This is a genomic window from Paraburkholderia sp. SECH2 (assembly GCF_030464795.1).
Lineage (GTDB): Bacteria > Pseudomonadota > Gammaproteobacteria > Burkholderiales > Burkholderiaceae > Paraburkholderia > Paraburkholderia aspalathi.
In genome coordinates this window covers 37,619-54,573 of record NZ_JALPRH010000006.1, presented here as the reverse complement: position 1 = coordinate 54,573, position 16,955 = coordinate 37,619, and the positions used below count along the sequence as shown (strand labels likewise).

Genomic DNA, 16,955 nt, shown 5'->3' with positions numbered 1-16,955 from the left:
AAAGCACCTGCTAAGGTGCCGGGTTCAGCACATAACCCGCACCCACCACGGTATGAATCAGCGCCACCGGAAAATCGCGATCCACCTTCGCCCGCAAGCGATGCATGTGCATATCGATGATATTGCCACGCGGTTCGAAATCGTAATTCCACGCCGCCTCGAGCAGCATGCTGCGCGTGACGACCTGCCCTTCGCGTCGCGCCAGACATTCGAGCAACAGGAATTCGCGGTGCTGCAGGCGTAGATCGCGGCCGCCGCGCGTCGCGGTTCGCGCCCGCGTGTCGAGCATCAGATCCGCGCATTCGAGCCGCTCGCTCATCCTGCTGCGATCCGCGCGCCGTGCGAGCGCCTCGATTCTCGCCAGCACTTCGACGAAGGCATACGGCTTCACAAGATAGTCGTCGCAACCGGCGCGGATGCCCTCCACGCGCTCGTTCAACCCGCCGACCGCGGACAGCATCAGCACCGGCGTGGTATCGCCGCCTGCGCGCAATTGCTGCACGAGGGCGATGCCATCGAGCGCCGGCAAAAGCCGATCAGTCACAATCACGTCGTAGATGCCCTCGCGCGCGTACGCAAGCCCGGTCGCACCGTCGGCCACCGCGTCGACAATGAGACCGCTCTCGCTCAACCCGCGCGCCAGGAAATGGCTGGCGCGCGTATCGTCTTCGATCAGAAGGACTCGCATGCGCTAATCAGACAATGAGGACTTACATTAAAAATTTTTCATGTTGGCGCGAAACGCCTGTGCGGCTTCACGCGGCATACTGCGAACATCGCAGGTACGAGCGTAGTGTAAACGGCGCGGTTCGCGTGCGTTCGACACGCGCGCACTTCTGGAAAAAGGCATGTCGAATGTATTGGTCGTCGAGGACGACGAGCAAACCCTCGCGGAGATCGTTGAAGCGCTCACCGATCACGGCTGCAAGGTGCAGGCCGCGAGCACGGGCCGTGACGGTTTGATGCTCGCGGTCGCCAACAGTTATGACGCCATCGTGCTCGATCGCATGTTGCCGGGTGGCCTCGAAGGGCTCGGCATGCTGGCGGCGTTGCGCAGCGCCGGCGTGGTCACGCCAGTATTGATTCTGAGCGCCCTGTCCGCGGTCGACGAACGCGTGCGCGGCTTGCGCGCCGGCGGCGACGACTATCTGACCAAGCCGTTCGAATTCATCGAGCTGACCGCACGGCTCGACGCGCTGATGCGCCGGCGCGAAGCGGCGCCCGGTGTGCAGGAATATCAGGTCGGTCCATTGCGTCTCGACCCGCTAAAGCGCGAAGTGAGCTGCGCCGGCCGTCCGGTGTCGCTCTTGCCGCGCGAATACCGGCTGCTCGAATACCTGATGCAGCATGAGGGCCAGGTGGTGAGCCGCACCATGCTGTTCGAGGCGGTGTGGGATTACCGGCTCGACGAGCGGACCAATGTGATCGACGTGCATATCAGTCGCCTGAGAAAGAAGCTAGACCCGGACGGGACGGCTCCGATGATCGATACCGTGCGCGGTTCGGGGTACATGCTCCATGCGCCTGACTGACCTGCATCGCACCACCGGCTTTCGCCTCGCCACGCTGTTCCTGATGCTGTTCGGCGTGATCGCGATACTGTTGTTCGGTTACCTGTACCGCGAGATCACCGGCTTCGAACAGGAACGCATCGACGACTGGCTGATGCGCGAGCACGCACAGTTGACACGCGAAGAGCCGGACGAACTGGTGGCGCGATTCGAACATCAAAACCAGTTCGATCCGCGCCACCAGCGCCCGTTCGGTCTGTTCGACGCTGCCGGAAAACATCTTGCCGGCGGCTACGCGGGAGATCAACCGGCTATCCCCGTGTTCGACCAACCGTTTTCCATGCGGCTCGCGAAGCTGCCCGGCCACCCGCCCGGCCGATGCATTGCCGCGCGCGTGCCGGATAGCCGCATCGCGTTGCAATGCCAGAACACCCGCGAACTCGACCACTTCGACGAGGAACTGCTGCACGCGCTGCTTTCCACCGCCATGATCACGCTCGTGATCGGCCTCGTCGGCGCGAGCCTGATCGGCATTTCGGCGATGCGGCGGCTCGACGCGGTGACCGCCTCGATCGAAGAAATCGTCGCCGGCAATCTCAGCAGGCGTTTGCCGATGCATTCGAAACGGGACGACGTGGATCGGTTGGTAGGCGTCGTGAACGGCATGCTCGACGAAATCGAACGGCTCATGAACGAAGTCAAGGGTGTGTGCGATGCGATCGCGCACGATCTGCGCACGCCGCTCACCCGGATGCTCGGCGGACTCGAACGTGCGCAGCGGCGCGCCAAAACCGAAGCGGAGTATCGCGCGGCGATCGATGAAACCATCATCGAGACCAGCGGGCTGCTGCGCACCTTCAACGCGCTGCTGCGCATTTCGGAAATCGAAAGCGGCGTGCGCCGTGCGGGTTTCGCAACGGTCGATCTGGCCGCTGTCGCCGACGACGTCTTCGAATTCTACGATCCGACTGCCGAAGACAAGCAAATCGCCTTTGAATTGCAGCGAACGGTATCGGGGCCGCTTGAGATCCAGGGCGATCCGAACCTGTTATTCGAGGCATTGGCGAACCTGGTGGAAAACGCCATCAAGTTCGCACCGCGCGGCGGCCATGTGCGGATCACAGTGTTCCGCAACAAGACCGGCGCAGGCATCACCGTTTCCGACGACGGGCCAGGTATCGCGCCCGCCGAACAGCAAGCGGTGCTACGGCGCTTTTATCGCGGTGAAGCGAGCCGTCACACGCCCGGCAGCGGGCTCGGCCTGAGCCTTGTGCTGGCGGTGGCGGGCATGCACGGCATGTCGATCCGTTTCAAGGACACGACACCCGGATGTGAAATCCTGTTGTACAAACCGACCGAGTAGTGAAAAGGCTTATCCATTTCTAGCGATCATCGATATCGCAATCTTCGTTGCGACGGTTGCTTGTTGCTGACATTGCTATCTGTTTGTATCAAAAGATCGTTTTGACCTGATCGGTCATCACGCCAGGACTCCATGGCCAGCCGCATCGTGCAGCTGGGCGACCTACCGGACATTTGCCGTCCGAATCGCGCCGTCTGCTTCAATCAGAACGATTCATGCTGTGTTGGCGGTAAGGGACTGCAATGTAATCGCCAGGCGGCCAGTAAGTGGCCGGTAAGTGTTCCGGTCACACCATGCCATCGACTGACCTTCGCCACGGCCGCAGCGCCGTATGGCTAGTACCTCTTTTGTCATTTTTGTACCGGGAGTCCCCCGATGAAAAGGCGCGATCTGAATACTCTGGCGCTCGCCACCACGGTGCTTCTTTCATCGGGATGCGCAACGGGGCCCGGGCGCACCGCAGGCGACCCGCTTGAACCGATGAACCGGACCATCTACTCGTTCAACGACAAGGTCGACAGATACGCGGTCAAACCAGTAGCAACCGCCTATCAGAAGGTGACGCCGACGCCAGTACAGACGGCAGTCCGGAATTTCTTTTCCAATCTCGGCGATATCGGCAACTTTGCCAATGACCTGCTGCAACTGAAAGCGACAGACGCGAGCGAGGATGTAGTGCGCTTTGCGTTCAACTCCACCTTGGGGATTGGTGGCCTGATCGACTGGGCGACGCCTGCGGGTTTGCCCAAGCACCATCAGGACTTCGGCCTGACGCTTGCGCACTATGGCGTACCGATTGGGCCATACCTGGTGATGCCGTTGTTCGGCCCGAGCAGCGTGCGGGATGTCAGCGACGTCGCGGTAAGCGTTCTGCTCAACCCGTTCGTGGCCGCGCCAGTCGCCGTTCAGGCGTCGGTGACCGGCACTCGTATTGTCAGCAAACGCGCCGATCTTCTAAGCGCCTCGGACCTGCTTTCACAGGCCGCGATCGATCCCTATTCGTTCACTCGCGACCTCTACCTGCAGAGGCGCCACATGCTCTCGACGAGATCCGCCGACGCCGACAAGTTACCGGACTACCCAGATCCCTCACCTCAATAGCTGCATGGCCGACGCATGACAGTTTGCGCAGCTCACCGTTAAGTGTCTGGTAAGCCATGCGCGTCCATCATGAAGGCCGAGTTCATCTGACTGTGGGAGCGTGTCCATGAAAGCCGGTACTGCGACCGCAGTGCGCGCCAACCTCGTGCTCTTTTCGATTTCGACAGCTATCGCGATCGTTCCGTGCGTCAGTTTCGCATCGCTGCTCGGCCTGCTCGACGACGGCACGCCTACATTGCCTTACCAGGGCAGCATTTTTCTGCTCGGTGCCGTGATCATGCTGGCGCTGCGCTGGCGTGCGCGGCAAGCGTTCGACGCAGCGAGGCTCGCGCATAAGGTTCAACTGATCGGGAAGCACGATCTTGTGGCATCGATTGCCGATGACTGCCCCTTTGCGTGGCTGGTCCAGTTGCACCTCGAACTGCGTGGTCATCAATGTATCCATTGACAACAGGTGTAAGCATGAAAAGTCTCGGTTATTGGTTGCTGCTCGGTTTGCTGCGGCTACTGTCGGTTCTGCCGTACGCGCTAGTTGCAAGAGCAGGCAATGCGCTTGGCGCCGCGCTGTACAAGCTGCCGAGCCACCGCAGGCACGTGGTGCTCGTCAATCTGCGCCTGTGCTTTCCGCTGAAGACCGAGCGCGAGCGCGAAGAACTCGCGCTCGCCCATTTACAGCATGTTGTGCGCAGCTATCTGGAGCGCGGCTTTCAATGGTTCGGCAGTTTGCGCACGATCGAGCGACTGGTCGAGATGGACAGTCGCATCGATCTGCACGATCCGCACGCACCGCCCACAATATTCATGGGCTTTCACTTCGTCGGAATCGAAGTAGGTTGCATGCTGTATTCGTCGCGCCTGCCGGTCGCCGCGCTGTACACGCGCATGTCGAACACGCGTGTCTGCGAACTCGCACGGCGTCAACGGGGACGGTTCGGAGCAGCTATGATTGAGCGCAGCGCAAGTGCGAAACAAGTTGTCCGGCTGCTGCGCTCAGGCGTTCCCGTGATGCTGGCGGCGGACATGGACCACGGAACAACGGGTTCGGTGTTCGCGCCGTTCTTCGGTGTGCCGGCCTGCACGCTCACTTCCGTGTCACGCCTCGCCAAATTGGGCGGTGCACGCGTGGTGCCCTTTGTGACCGAGGTATTGCCCGCATTTCGCGGCTATAAGCTGACGATCTTCGATCCGCTCGAAAACTTTCCCACGGACAGCGAAGCGCTTGACGCATGCACGATGAACGCGTTTCTTGAAAGGCAAATCCTGCGCTTTCCCGATCAGTACTACTGGGTCCACAGGCGCTTCAAACACCGCCCGGCAGGTATGCCCGCAGTCTACTGACATTTTGCTTGCGACAGCTGCGGTGAACGACCAGAAACACACCGCGCCACCCACGAATGCGCCAGTTATTAGCGTCGGTGTGAGCGATTCCAGTTATCAGCTACATGCGCCCCTTTTCGGTCAACGTCCTGACGAGGTCATCCGCAGTGGGCACAATCTTGCCGAAGTAAAGCCCGAAGTTAGAGAGCGCGGCATCATGCATGACCGGATCGCAATCGGCGCACGCGTCTGAAACCAGCGCGCAGCCGAAACCCCGGTCGGCAGCATCCCGTGCTGTCGTCTCGACACAGCAACTCGTCACCACGCCAGTGAATACCAGATTTTTGATCCCCATACGATCCAGGACGTTCTGTATTTCACTACCGTTAAACGCACCTTGCGTGGTCTTGCGAATCACAGTCTCTCCATCCAGAGGGGCGACCTCCTCGCGGAACGCATAGTCCGGATTTCCCGTCCACCATAAGTTCTCGACGCCGCTGGCCCTTTCCAGCATGCCCGACCATTCGCGAAACCGTATCGGGCAATCGCGCATATCTCGATACGCCGACCCAATTGCAAGGTGAATGACCGGTCTTCCCATTCGACGAAAGGCATCGAGCAACGTGCGAATTGCAGGAATGGTCGTGCGCTCGAGCCTGTCGAGGTAGTAATGCATCGAACCGGGCTCTATCGCTTCGCATGCCTTGACCCAGCCACGGTTGGGCGCAGCGTCGCTGTACTGAACATCGACCACGACTAGCGCCGTGGCGGTGCAATCCGTGAAGTCGATGTCTGGAATCGTCGATGACAGGCTTTCAAACGCCACCTGCGCAGGAATTGACTCATGCATGCCGGGGTCCTCGATTCAGGTTGAACGTATCGCCCCGTCACGACGGCGGTACGTATTCACGTCGTCCATGCGGGACACTTGATCGTGGCTGCCATTGTGCATATATCGGTTAACACGGGCATGCGTCAAAGCGACGGCCAAATATGTTGCAGCGACACCTGTATCCGTCAGCCTTGGTGATCGATGCAACCAACTGAATTCCGCATGTTTGCCCCTGCGAGACATGCCGGAACAAAAAACCCTCGAAGCATTGCTGCATCGAGGGTTCAAGGAATTTCCGGGAATCGGACGGAATACAACTTGGTGCCGGGGACCGGACTCGAACTTCTATATCACCAAACGATTTATGGGTATTGAGGGGAGTAAATGGGGAGTCAGCGCAAAATATGGTTCGATTCCGGGATCGGCACTCGAACCGGCGTTCGGGGATGGGATTCGAAGATGGGTGTCGGGGACTCGAACCCCTACAATTCATTATAAACAGGGACTCTTCGTGGCCATGCTGGCTAAAAGCTGGCAAATACGGCATACGGTACGGCGCCTGGTTTACAAGAATCGGGAAGGGATTGTAATATCTGGCGAATTCCAGAAGGTAAAATATGCTCCGTGCTTATCGCTCTGCGTTGGTCGAACACATGCACGCTCTACCAGGCGTAGAACCGTCGCCGTGGGATCGGGCGTTCTGGGATGAGATGTTTTCGAGGCCGCGCAGCGCTCGCATAATCTATGGTCTCTCGGTAAGATTCCGCCTCGCTATTCGCAACAGGATTGCCAGCCGCAGCCTGCGAGGCGTGGGGCTCGAGATCGGCGCGCAGAACGTACCGACCAAGGTCAACGCTAGAACGGCCCAGACCGAATATGTCGACCGCCTGACGGCCGAGCAGACGTCGGTGCAGTTCGGCATTCCAATCGATACACTGGTGAAGGTGACGCACCTGACGGACGGTGGGCGCTTAGACTCATTTCCCAGTGCATCGCGGGATTACCTGATTGCCAACCACGTGCTTGAGCACTTCGACGATCCGGTCGGCGCCGTGATCGAATGGCTGCGGGTTCTCGCGCCAGCGGGCCGGTTGCTGATCACCCTCCCCAACTATCGCAACAATCAGTTCGACTTCCGCCGGCGGCCGCCCACGCGTCGCCATTTTGAGCGCGATTACCTCGATGCCGACCACCGCGCGGCTTCGGAACGGGACCACTACTGCGAACTGGTTCAGTCGATCTATGGCTTTCCCGAGGACGACCCCGTCATCCCGGCCACGGCTGACGTGTGGATCGAGCGTGGCGACCGGAGCCACTATCACGTCTATGACGAGTTCGCACTCCGCGACGTTCTGGAGCTCGCCGCTGAGAAATCCGGGATTGGACTGCGGATTGTCGACCAGTTTCTGATCGATTCAGGATTCGAATATCTGGTGGTGCTGGAGAAGCACGCCGCCGGGCCGCTCAAATGGCCTGACCCGGTTCGCAGCAGGGCGTCGGCACTGGCGCTCATGGGATCGATGGTCGCGGCCGATGTGCCGAAGTTCTACGGGCGACGCGCCGCCAGCGCGATCAAAGGGTCTTCAGCACAAGCAGCGTCGTCTCATAGCCCACGCTGAACAGACGCTGGCGGGTCGCGAGGCACATCGTGCGGTCAAGGCTAGACGCGAAGCCGGTCCGCACCGGGATAACGTGGACGCCTGACTCTACGCCGTCAGCGATGTGCGCGGCCTCGCTCGAGGCGAGCAGCATGTCGATGAACCGCGGTGCTGCGGCGAGCAGCGAGTATTCCTCCGGAAGCATGATGGACTCGTCAGATACCAGGTCGACGCCGATGCGCGGGATTCCGTCGCGAACCAGGATATCGCTGGGCATGTTGTTCACCATGCCGCCGTCGAACAGGATTGCGTTCCCCATGATGACCGGCTCATAGATCACCGGGATCGCGGCAGACGCGCGCGCCGCCAGCGCGATCGGCGTATCGGGCGTTGTGGCTTTGCTAAACACGAACGGCTGCTTGGTGCCGATGTTAGACGCCATCACCTTCAGCTCGACTTCCATCTGGCGGAACTCCAGCCCTTTTGTGATCTGGGTGAGGAAATCCAGGAGACGAGCGCCCGACGACAGCGACTTACCGCGCAGGATATTGAGCAGCGATGCCGACATCATCGGCGACCAGTCGAGCGTCAGCGCGATCTGCTTCATCACGTCGAGCGGCATTTCCGTCGCAGCGAGGATGGCGACGATCGAGCCGCCCGATGTACCAGCCAGCTCTACCGGAGTGAACCCGGCATCCGCGACGGCCTGCAGGGCGCCAACGTGCGCCGGGAGCAGGAATCCAGAACCCGACAGGGCGACGCGGATCGGGCTCATTTGCGGTTTGCGGCGAACTGCACGGCGATCACCGTGACGGCCGGCAGGAACGTCGCGATGTTGGACGACGTCGCAAGGAAACCGGGCGCGCACACCGTCGCGATAACCGGAGACGCCGTCGACACTGCGGCGTTCACGTCCGGCGGCAACTCGGCGCTTACCGACTGAAGTGTCAGTACCTCGGCTTGCGCGGTCGGGCACAGCAGATCAACCTGCGCCTGAAGGTCGGCCTGAGTTGGCGCGGCAGCGCAAGCCGAAAGGGCGCCGCAAATGGCGGCGGCCAGGAGGATACGTTTCATAGCGTTCTCACTTGATAAGTTTCAGGCCGGTGACAACAGCAGTGGTCGCGGCACCTACCGCATCAGACGCCGCACCGGCTGCGACGGCCTGCCCCTTGAAAGCTTCCACGCCCGTCTCCTGCAGCGTGATCACATAGCCGCTCGGCGTTTGCACGAAGGCCGCGTTCACCGATTGTTCCTGCTTGCCACTGTGAATCGTGACCACCACGCCGTCCGGAAGGGTCACGGCATAGTCGGACTCGCCGGCGTACCAGAGAGACGCACAGGCGCCCAGCAGCAGCGGCGCGAGTAGCAGGAGCCATCTCATTTCCCGGCGTCCAGTGGCAGGGTCGGGAGCGGCGGCAGGATCGACGTCGGCGCGACGGCCTGCAGGTTAGTAACGGCGTGATAGCCGAGTAGCGCGGAGATACCCGCGCCGATCGCGGCGACCAGTGGCAGCGGATCGGCATGGCCCGTGAAAACGAGCGATGCCCAGAGCCCGTACAGGAATGCGCCGGCGAGATACTTCATCAGGTTATTTGCGTTCACGACGCGCCCCTTAAAAGATTGGCCGCGATGCGCCGCATCCAGCCGTCGTCAAAAGCGTTCCCGGGAACATCGGCCATATACTCGAGCCGATAGGCGTCGATCCGCATGATCACTTTCATCGGCTCCGCTGCCATCACGGCGGCCACCGTCGCAGGGCCGATGTCGCCGTCGGCGTCGGCGCCGGCAGCCTGCTGCAACCACCGCGCGGCGTGACCGCCGTTGTAGGCAGCGTCGAACACCTGGAATCCGATGCGCGGGTCGTACTGATCGCAGTGGTACACGTCCCAGTAGTCGCGCTTCGCGATCGCCCGCGCCTGATCCAGCGTCAGATTCTTGATGTCGAGGTTCGGATAGCTCTTTGCCGAAATGCCGTACTTCGTGCCGCGACAGACGCCAATACCGACCCGGCCGCCGGTCCAGTTGCCCGCGTCCATCGGGTTGTCGGTAAAGCCGCGCTCAACATTCATCAGCGCAGCAAAGGCGTCATCGAAGCTAGTCATGGGTATTCCCCTGTCTTTCTATCAGCCGGTCGAGCTTCGCCTCGATCCGGTCGAAGGCCTGCTTCGGAACGTAGGTTTCGGCTACATACCGCTGATGCTTGAGAAGATCCATTGCTACCTCCGTGATCTTCCCGGTGAGGTCGGTAATGCGCTTGTGCGCTTCTTCGGCGGCGTCCTCGTTATTGCTGAAGTGCTTAACCACGAGACTGCCAATCCAAACCATCACGACCGTGCCGAAAGACCCAAGCAGGATCGCGCCGCCGCTATCCCAGGTCATCACGATTGGCTCTCCACGATCTTGCGCGCGGCTTCGAGTAACTCGGGATGCACGTGATCGACCGGAGCGAAAAACTCAACGCGGTTCACGGACCCGTCGGCGTTGTACTCATAGGCCTTAACCTGTGGACAAAGGTCCCCGTGGTAATGGCCGCAGAACCTGCAGGCTTTCGCTGCGTCGATTGTCATGGTCTTCCCCAGTTACAAGTTCCATTAGTTCTGCATATGAGGGCAATTCCCGTTTCCCACTGCGATACTCAACGAGGGCCTGCTCTAGCTCGGCGATGGTTTTCATATCTGCCTTAGCGAATGCGTTGCGCCGAGATAAACCCTGCACAGGTCATCGTGCTCACGCCAAACCCGGCTTGCCCAACCAGATAAGCCGTTCCACTGGACGCAAGCTTGATAAAGACAACGGGCGTGCTCCACGCGTTGATATTTCCGGTCGTGAATGTCGCGGTTTGTTGCGTGTAGCTACCCGTATTGGCCGCCCCAAACGCCGCGGAGGTTGTGCTGATTCCGTTTGCGAAAGAACTGATGGTCGTCGATCCGGCTGCGGTGTACGTGATAACTCCCGATACCGCCCAATTCCCCGCAGTCAGTGGGACGCTTGCGCAATTCGCTGGAGTTACCGTGGTTAGTGAAGTGCTGGCGGTGCTGCCGGTTTGAACTTCACCTATGCTGCCAGCGGCGGGACTATCGTTCGTCGCAGTGCCAGCAATGCCGATCGTTGATGTCGGTGTAATCAGACCCGTCGCCTGGAGCGTCGTGACCTTGGCAGCGAGTGGCGTCGTCAAACCCAAAGTGGTGTTATTGATCGTTGCGCCACTGACCGTTCCGCCCGAGATAGCCGGTGTGCCGATCACTGGCGACGTGCCAAACACTGCGGCGCCCGTACCTGTTTCATCCGACAGCACGCCGGCCAATTGCGCCGATGTCGTCGCAGCGAACTGAGCAAGCGTGCCGGTCGTTGTCGCAGAACTCGCATAGCACGTCCACCCCGTTACGGGCGCGTATTGCAGCGCGCTGGTCGAGGTGTTGCAAGTCGGGATCGCGACGGCAGTTGGAGGCGCAGACGAAGCGGTGATGTTCGCCAGAACCGTATTTGCCGCTTGTGCGGCGAGAGCGGTCGCTGTGACATTGCCCCAGCCTGGCGCGGCCGTCGCGCCCGCGGAGATAATCGCCTGCCCCGCGGTCGAGCCGGTCGGATTGAGCAACTGAACCGGGTTGAGCGTCGCGCCTAGCGACAGGGCCGCATAGAGCGCAAGGCTGAGTGCAGCAATGATCCGCTTCATGGTCCGGCTCCTAATTAGCAATCAGCACGGAACGGAATCCCGCGCCGCCGCTGTTGGATGCGCCAAAAGCAAGGGTGCGCAGGGATGCGCCGTTGTAAATGTCGAGTTCGTTGAATAGCGCGCGCTCACCGCCGACTGGCAACGACACACTCGATTGCTGACAGAAGGTGGTATCCGACCCGAGGATGGTCGGAGACGAAACATTCGCCGTCGTGTACGGCCCAACCAGCGTGGATGAGAGATTGAGAGACTGGAAAATGTTCGAATACATTTTCAGAACCGTAGACATGTCGACGTACAGCAACTCCGGCATGCTATGCGCTGCGCTCGCGTAGAACAGGCAGTTGATGAATGAAAGCCAGTCAATGCCATTGACGCCCGGGAAGCTGCCGTTTGATCCCTCGCAGGTCACCATCGGCTGTGCGCCGCCGATGTACGAAATGAACTCGCAGTTCATCGCATCAACGGAAGCCGTCACGTACGATGTGCCCGCATGGCCGTGCACATACAAGGCGCAACCCAGAACAGGGGGCGCCTGATAGTTCGCATTGCCCGTCACCGATGCCTGGTTAGAAACGCCCAGGTAGGTGTTGATCAGCTTGACGTACTTTGAGCCGTCAACGTTCAGCGGCATCACGCAGTAGTCGAACAGGCAGTTGGTGAAGCGAGCCCACAGGCACTGCTGCAGCAGCACACCGGTCGCGCACACCACGAATTCGCAGTTGCTGAAACGGATGTTCTCGCCGCCGTTTCGCACCGGGTTAGGTGCATAGGGATTGATAGCGAAGCCGTACTGAACCTGTTGCCGGAAGCGGCAGTTACTTACGTTCCAATTGACACAGCCGGACGCGATGACGCCCGTGAGGTTCGTATAGAACCAGCAATTGTCGAGATTCGCGGACGTCAGGCTCTGCGCGAGCAGCCCATTCCAGCCATAGAAGCGGCAATTGAATAGCTCGAACGTATCGATAAAGCTGGTCGTTACTTGTGCGGCTACCGTCAGCGCGGTGGCCGACGTCACAACGCCATGAGTGCTGAAATTGACGCCGTCCACGCGGAAGAACGGCGCGGTATTCGTGAGCGGCGTGACCGTATCGGCGGACGTCGGAAATGCGAGGTCGCTGTACACGAGCGCGCCGACCAGCATCCCATCGCAGTTCCCTTTCAGGAAAAGCCGCCCTGTCAGCGAGCTGGCACCGGGCACGTAGAAATTTCCAGCATCGATGATGAGGACCGGATCCGCTGTCAGCTGCGTCGCAGCAACTGCAGCGTTGAATGCTGCGCTGTCGTCCGTCCCGGTCTGGGTTCCGATGTTCCAATCGCCCTTCGCTCCGAACTTCTTCAGGCTGTAAGGCGTCGACATTTTCCAGCGACGCCCCAGCAGGTCGACGATGATCGAGCCGCCGTTGTCGGCGCTGGTCGTATCGCTCGCGTCGACATCGTAGGCGCCCTGAACATTGCCACGGTCGCCATAGTAGCTTTCAACCCACGCGCTGATATATCGGGCGTCATTCGCCGCACGCAGTGCCGCGATCGAAGTGAAGTTGCGCCGCAGCGGCGAACCCCACGCGAGCTGCGGGTCATCCACCGATGCAGCGGCCGGCACATAGATCGATAGCGTCGTGCCGCCGATGCACCAGATCTTGTCGACGCCCTGCGGGATCACCGCATTGAAAATCAGCTGATTCCCTGAAAGGGTGTAGCTATCGGGCGATTGTGCGATACCAGCCATCACCACGGTGCCGAGATTCGCCTTGCTACCGTACGCCTGGCTGAGCGTCACCGAGTTTGACGTACCGGCAGCGAAGTTCGTACCAGCGATGAAGGGGCCCTCGATCGTCAGATTCCCCGCACCGACGCTGGCCGTGAGCGGATTGATGACCGGCAACCCATTCGCGTCGAAGCCGAGCAGCCCATTCGCGCGCGTCGCCGCAACCGGCAATGTGCCGGACAGTCCACTTTCCTGAAACGGGTAAGACAGCGCGACAGGAAGCTGATTCTGGTCGGGTTCAAGCGCAAGGATATCGTTCAGGCGCTGGATGGCAAGCATCGCTCCGTCGACCATCGTCTCGACTGTCTTAGCCGGGAAAGGGTCGTTCGGTGCAAGAACGGTTTTCTGTAGGGTGCTTGGGTCGCGCAGCAGCAAGACATTCGCGCCAAGCGCCGGCGGCGTCGTAAACGCAACCTGGCCACCCACGGTCGGCAAAGACGCATTGCTGGCCCCTGTCGTAGTGAAGCCGGAAGCCACCTCGACATTGTTGACCCATACCTTAATGTCGGCATTGTTCTGGAACAGATACGGGAACGCGAAAACCGTAGTGATCCCGTCACCCGTATAAGCGATCCGGCTCTGTGATGTGGTGACGGACATTTAGGTATCCTGATCAAAGTTGCGAAATTATAGCGCGAAAGTTGCTTATGCCTAATTTGATCCTATAGCTGCAGACAAGTCCGGCGCACCGGACGGCGCGGCCTCACCGGGCGCCCACCAGAACGACTTTCCCTGACGTGCCGCCTGATTGGCTGAGCGCGCCGCCCAGCCTGGGTTCAGGGTGTTCTGGAGTTGCTGGTAGATCGAATGATTGAACGCGGCCTTCAGATACCAGATGTTCATCATCGGCGTCAGGTCGCTGCGCACGAAGCTGAGTAGATGCGATCCGTAGTTGTAACGGCCCTGCGTCGCCTGATCGTGCAGCGCTGAGGTATAGATTTTATAGGCGTCGTTTACCGTGCCGCCGGCGGGCCCGAGCGCGAACGCACCCAGGTCCTGGGCCTTGGTCGTTGGGTCCCGCAGCAGCAGATCACCGTACATCCCGAAGCCACCCCCTGACACCGCAGCCTTCAGCGCAAAGTCGGGGCTGGTCATATCCTCCGGGTTCTCGCCGCGCACCATGGTTTTAAGCTGGTACGACAACGCGCCGAGAACCATCGAATACGCGAGGTAACGGGCGCGATATGACCATGTCGAGCGCATGCTGCCGAAGCGCGGATCGATCTTCGCCATGTTTGGATTGCCAAGCCCCGCCGATTCCTGCCAATGCTGCCGGAGAATCCCCACCGGGACAGACTTGAGGTGCAGCAGCGTGCGGAACAATTCCCCGCTGAAGGTGCCCTTCTCGTTCTTCAGAAGGCCCATTGCATCCTTATCGCCCACCGTCTGCGTCGACGCGCCGCGCGCGCCAACCTGCTGCTCGGTAAGGACGGTCGACAGCAGTTTCATGGCCGCATCGGTTCGCGCGCGCTGGACTTCCTTGTCGGCAACGGAGCCGATCTGACGCTGGTACTCCGCCGCGTATTCCGCGCGCTTCTGGTTGCGCTCCTGCACCTCATCAACAAAATCATTCAGCTCCTGCACCTTTGTCCGGGTTCGCTTGTCGAGATCGGCGTTACGCGTCTCGAGGTCTGCGGTGTTCGCTTTCTCGACCGCCGCAGCCTTTACCTGGGCCTGACGGATGCTCTCTTCGGCCTGTGCTCGGCGCGCGCCGAGCTTCTCGGCCGCAGAATTAATCCGCGTGCCATAGCGGACCAATGCAGCCTCTGCGCGCTCGCGCACGCCCGCACCCTTGGTCGACTGCTCAACGACTGCATCGGGCAGGTTGTCGGCGTGCACGCGTCGCTTGATCGTGGCCCGTTCGGCTGTCGCCCCGTTTTCCACTTCGCGTAGGAAACCGCCAATCTGGCCATTGATGTCTTTCGTTTTCAGATAGGCAGCGATGTCATGTTCGACTTCCGCTCTCGTGATTGATGCACGCAGCACCTCGGCCTGCGCATCGGCGCGAGCTCGCGCCGCCTCCGTCTCGGCATCGCGGCGTGACGCATATTCGCCAAGCGTGTCCTGCGCCCGATCGCGGACGTCAATGAATTTATTGAGACGCTTCTCGACCCACTCGTTTTCCTGCTCGGTGCGTTTCTGGGCCTTCTCAAGCCCCTGCTTGAATACGTCACTCTTCTCGGCAATGCGCTGCTCCACAGCCGGCCGCATCTTTTCGTCAGGGATTGCATAGATGCTCTTGGGCGTCAGGAGCGTGTTTTTTCCATCCGGCCCGCGATCAGGCTCTGCGGCGTGCCAGACGTCCCAGATCCGTTGATCGACGCCGTGCGCGTTCAGCAGGTAGGCGTGGTCGCCTTTCGCGCCTTCGAAGTCGGCAGAACGGGTGATTCGCCCCAGCGCATCCATCATCGAAAGCCCGATACCGCCGCGAATACCCGAGTCGAGCACCGACAGACCCGACAGATGATGAACCATCTGACCCATGAAACGCGGCACGCGGCCACCGAGATCTTCAAGGCCGAATCGGTTGTTTGCCGCCTGGATGCCGTGCACCAGCAAACCGGCGTCTTGCGCCGCCCGGTGCATCTTGCCGGGGAACGCCGCGCGGATCGTGTTCGACAGCGCCTTGATCTCCGAAATGCCGTTCACGCGCGCATTGAGCATGACCATGCCGGGATCGGTGAGCGCCGACAGGATGCCGCCGCCCAGTTTCGTCGCTGACACGTACGCGCGTGCATTGGCCATACGGTTCGCCCACAGCGCGTTGCCGGTGCCTTCCCCGTGAAGAAGAACGTCGAACTGGCGTTCGGCCGTTGTTTTCATGGCCTGCAATTTGCGCAGGTCCCCTTCTTTCGTCAGCGTCTTTCGATCGTCGACGAACGCCGATTCCAGGTGTTGCTGGAAATTCTTCTCGGCCTGCCGGCCGTACGTGTCGGAAAGGGCAATGTCGGTCGCCGTGCGGTGCACAACCGACCTCACCATCGAATAGACGTTGTTCGACGAACCGTAGTCGTGCATGTAATCGATGTAGCTCTGCGCGTCCTTGAAGAAAAGCTCGCGCGGCTTGTTGCGCTTGTTACCCAGCGAACTGCTGAAGCCCGACTGCGGCTCTTCAGCGCGCGCGTTGGCGCCATTCGTCGATAGGGTCTCGTGTACCTCGCGCAGCGTTGCCTGAAGCTGTTCTCGGGTCTGACGGGTACCGTCCGGATTTACGTAGGCATTCGGGTCGACGCGGTCGAGGTTCGCCTTTACCCATGTGTCCGAATCACCTCCGATCTTTGTCCAGTCGGTGGGCTGCGGGGCGTTCCAACCTGACAGTTCGTGCACGTCCACGTTCGAGAGCGCGGCGTGCTGGTTCATCCGCGTCAGCACATCCTTGATCTGGCCGGCATACTTCGCCGCTTCCGCGTCACCCGACTTCTCACCATACAGCTCGCGCATCAGCGCCTGCTGTTTCGTCAGGTCCATTGTGAAGCCCCACCCCTTCTGACCGAAGTGCGACACGTCATCCAGCTGCGCGATATAGTGAGACAGCACGGCTTCGCGGTTTTTCTCGACTGAGGTATTGCCGATCCAAGCGCCCGCGCGGTGGAAAGCCTGCTGCATGACGGCCGCAACGCGGCCCTGCAGGCCTGGCTGAAACTGGTTGCGGAACTCCGCGAGCTGCGCGACCTTGGCGACGTGTTCGACCGCGTTTTCGTGCTGACGGACCGACGCCTCGATCATCTGTTGCTTGGCGGTCTGCGCGGCACGGCCTACCCGCTCTGCCGGCGTCATGCCGGAAAATTC

The 16,955-nt window shown here is 60.5% G+C and carries 17 protein-coding genes and 1 pseudogene; 6 read left to right on the top strand and 12 right to left on the bottom strand.

Going from position 1 to position 16,955, the window contains the following annotated elements; all coding sequences use genetic code 11:
- Nucleotides 1–10: 10 nt before the first annotated feature.
- Nucleotides 11–688, bottom strand: a complete 678-nt coding sequence (locus M0D66_RS13245) for a response regulator transcription factor (protein ID WP_154562644.1) — start codon at nucleotides 686–688, stop codon at nucleotides 11–13.
- 160 nt (nucleotides 689–848) lie between these two features.
- Here M0D66_RS13245 and M0D66_RS13240 point away from each other — a divergent pair, with 160 nt between their 5' ends.
- From M0D66_RS13240 to M0D66_RS13220, 5 genes and pseudogenes are all read left to right on the top strand, one after another.
- Nucleotides 849–1,532, top strand: coding sequence for a response regulator transcription factor (locus M0D66_RS13240; protein ID WP_093633662.1), 684 nt, complete (start codon nucleotides 849–851; stop codon nucleotides 1,530–1,532).
- A complete protein-coding gene (locus tag M0D66_RS13235; protein WP_211701092.1) occupies nucleotides 1,519–2,874 on the top strand; it encodes a HAMP domain-containing sensor histidine kinase in 1,356 nt (451 codons plus the stop codon). Before M0D66_RS13240 ends, M0D66_RS13235 begins: the two co-directional genes overlap by 14 nt.
- 375 nt (nucleotides 2,875–3,249) lie before the next feature.
- Nucleotides 3,250–3,906: pseudogene (locus tag M0D66_RS13230) on the top strand (VacJ family lipoprotein); the annotation flags it as partial.
- 175 nt (nucleotides 3,907–4,081) lie between these two features.
- Nucleotides 4,082–4,423, top strand: a complete 342-nt coding sequence (locus M0D66_RS13225; protein ID WP_093633631.1) for a hypothetical protein — start codon at nucleotides 4,082–4,084, stop codon at nucleotides 4,421–4,423.
- Between the two features lie 14 nt (nucleotides 4,424–4,437).
- Nucleotides 4,438–5,313, top strand: a complete 876-nt coding sequence (locus M0D66_RS13220; protein WP_093633632.1) for a lipid A biosynthesis lauroyl acyltransferase — start codon at nucleotides 4,438–4,440, stop codon at nucleotides 5,311–5,313.
- Between the two features lie 100 nt (nucleotides 5,314–5,413).
- Here M0D66_RS13220 and M0D66_RS13215 read toward each other — a convergent pair whose 3' ends face one another.
- Complete coding sequence (locus M0D66_RS13215) at nucleotides 5,414–6,142, bottom strand: cysteine hydrolase family protein (RefSeq protein ID WP_266210855.1); 729 nt, start codon at nucleotides 6,140–6,142, stop codon at nucleotides 5,414–5,416.
- Nucleotides 6,143–6,933: 791 nt separating this feature from the next.
- Between M0D66_RS13215 and M0D66_RS13210 the strand changes: the two genes are divergently transcribed.
- Nucleotides 6,934–7,743, top strand: coding sequence for a methyltransferase domain-containing protein (locus M0D66_RS13210; RefSeq protein WP_266210854.1), 810 nt, complete (start codon nucleotides 6,934–6,936; stop codon nucleotides 7,741–7,743).
- On the opposite strand, the gene M0D66_RS13205 is transcribed toward M0D66_RS13210, so the two are convergent.
- The 10 genes from M0D66_RS13205 to M0D66_RS13160 form a co-directional block, all read right to left on the bottom strand.
- Entirely contained in the window at nucleotides 7,697–8,497 is an 801-nt protein-coding gene (locus tag M0D66_RS13205) for a patatin-like phospholipase family protein (protein ID WP_266210853.1), read from the bottom strand. The genes M0D66_RS13210 and M0D66_RS13205 overlap by 47 nt on opposite strands.
- Nucleotides 8,494–8,796: a hypothetical protein gene (locus M0D66_RS13200; protein WP_266210852.1), complete on the bottom strand. Its 303-nt coding sequence runs from the start codon at nucleotides 8,794–8,796 to the stop codon at nucleotides 8,494–8,496. Before M0D66_RS13200 ends, M0D66_RS13205 begins: the two co-directional genes overlap by 4 nt.
- 7 nt (nucleotides 8,797–8,803) lie before the next feature.
- Nucleotides 8,804–9,103, bottom strand: a complete 300-nt coding sequence (locus tag M0D66_RS13195) for a hypothetical protein (protein ID WP_266210851.1) — start codon at nucleotides 9,101–9,103, stop codon at nucleotides 8,804–8,806.
- Nucleotides 9,100–9,324, bottom strand: a complete 225-nt coding sequence (locus M0D66_RS13190) for a hypothetical protein (RefSeq protein ID WP_266210850.1) — start codon at nucleotides 9,322–9,324, stop codon at nucleotides 9,100–9,102. The genes M0D66_RS13195 and M0D66_RS13190 overlap by 4 nt, the downstream gene beginning before the upstream one ends.
- Nucleotides 9,321–9,824, bottom strand: a complete 504-nt coding sequence (locus tag M0D66_RS13185; protein ID WP_266210849.1) for a glycoside hydrolase family 108 protein — start codon at nucleotides 9,822–9,824, stop codon at nucleotides 9,321–9,323. The genes M0D66_RS13190 and M0D66_RS13185 overlap by 4 nt, the downstream gene beginning before the upstream one ends.
- Nucleotides 9,817–10,104, bottom strand: coding sequence for a hypothetical protein (locus M0D66_RS13180; RefSeq protein WP_266210848.1), 288 nt, complete (start codon nucleotides 10,102–10,104; stop codon nucleotides 9,817–9,819). Before M0D66_RS13180 ends, M0D66_RS13185 begins: the two co-directional genes overlap by 8 nt.
- Nucleotides 10,101–10,289: a hypothetical protein gene (locus M0D66_RS13175; RefSeq protein WP_266210847.1), complete on the bottom strand. Its 189-nt coding sequence runs from the start codon at nucleotides 10,287–10,289 to the stop codon at nucleotides 10,101–10,103. The genes M0D66_RS13180 and M0D66_RS13175 overlap by 4 nt, the downstream gene beginning before the upstream one ends.
- 113 nt (nucleotides 10,290–10,402) lie before the next feature.
- Nucleotides 10,403–11,395, bottom strand: coding sequence for a hypothetical protein (locus M0D66_RS13170; protein ID WP_266210846.1), 993 nt, complete (start codon nucleotides 11,393–11,395; stop codon nucleotides 10,403–10,405).
- Between the two features lie 10 nt (nucleotides 11,396–11,405).
- The gene (locus tag M0D66_RS13165) at nucleotides 11,406–13,766 is read right to left on the bottom strand and encodes a right-handed parallel beta-helix repeat-containing protein (protein WP_266210845.1); all 2,361 of its coding nucleotides are present in this window, start codon (nucleotides 13,764–13,766) and stop codon (nucleotides 11,406–11,408) included.
- 51 nt (nucleotides 13,767–13,817) lie between these two features.
- On the bottom strand, nucleotides 13,818–16,943 hold the full coding sequence (locus M0D66_RS13160) for a hypothetical protein (RefSeq protein ID WP_266210844.1): 3,126 nt from the start codon (nucleotides 16,941–16,943) through the stop codon (nucleotides 13,818–13,820).
- Nucleotides 16,944–16,955: the final 12 nt, after the last annotated feature.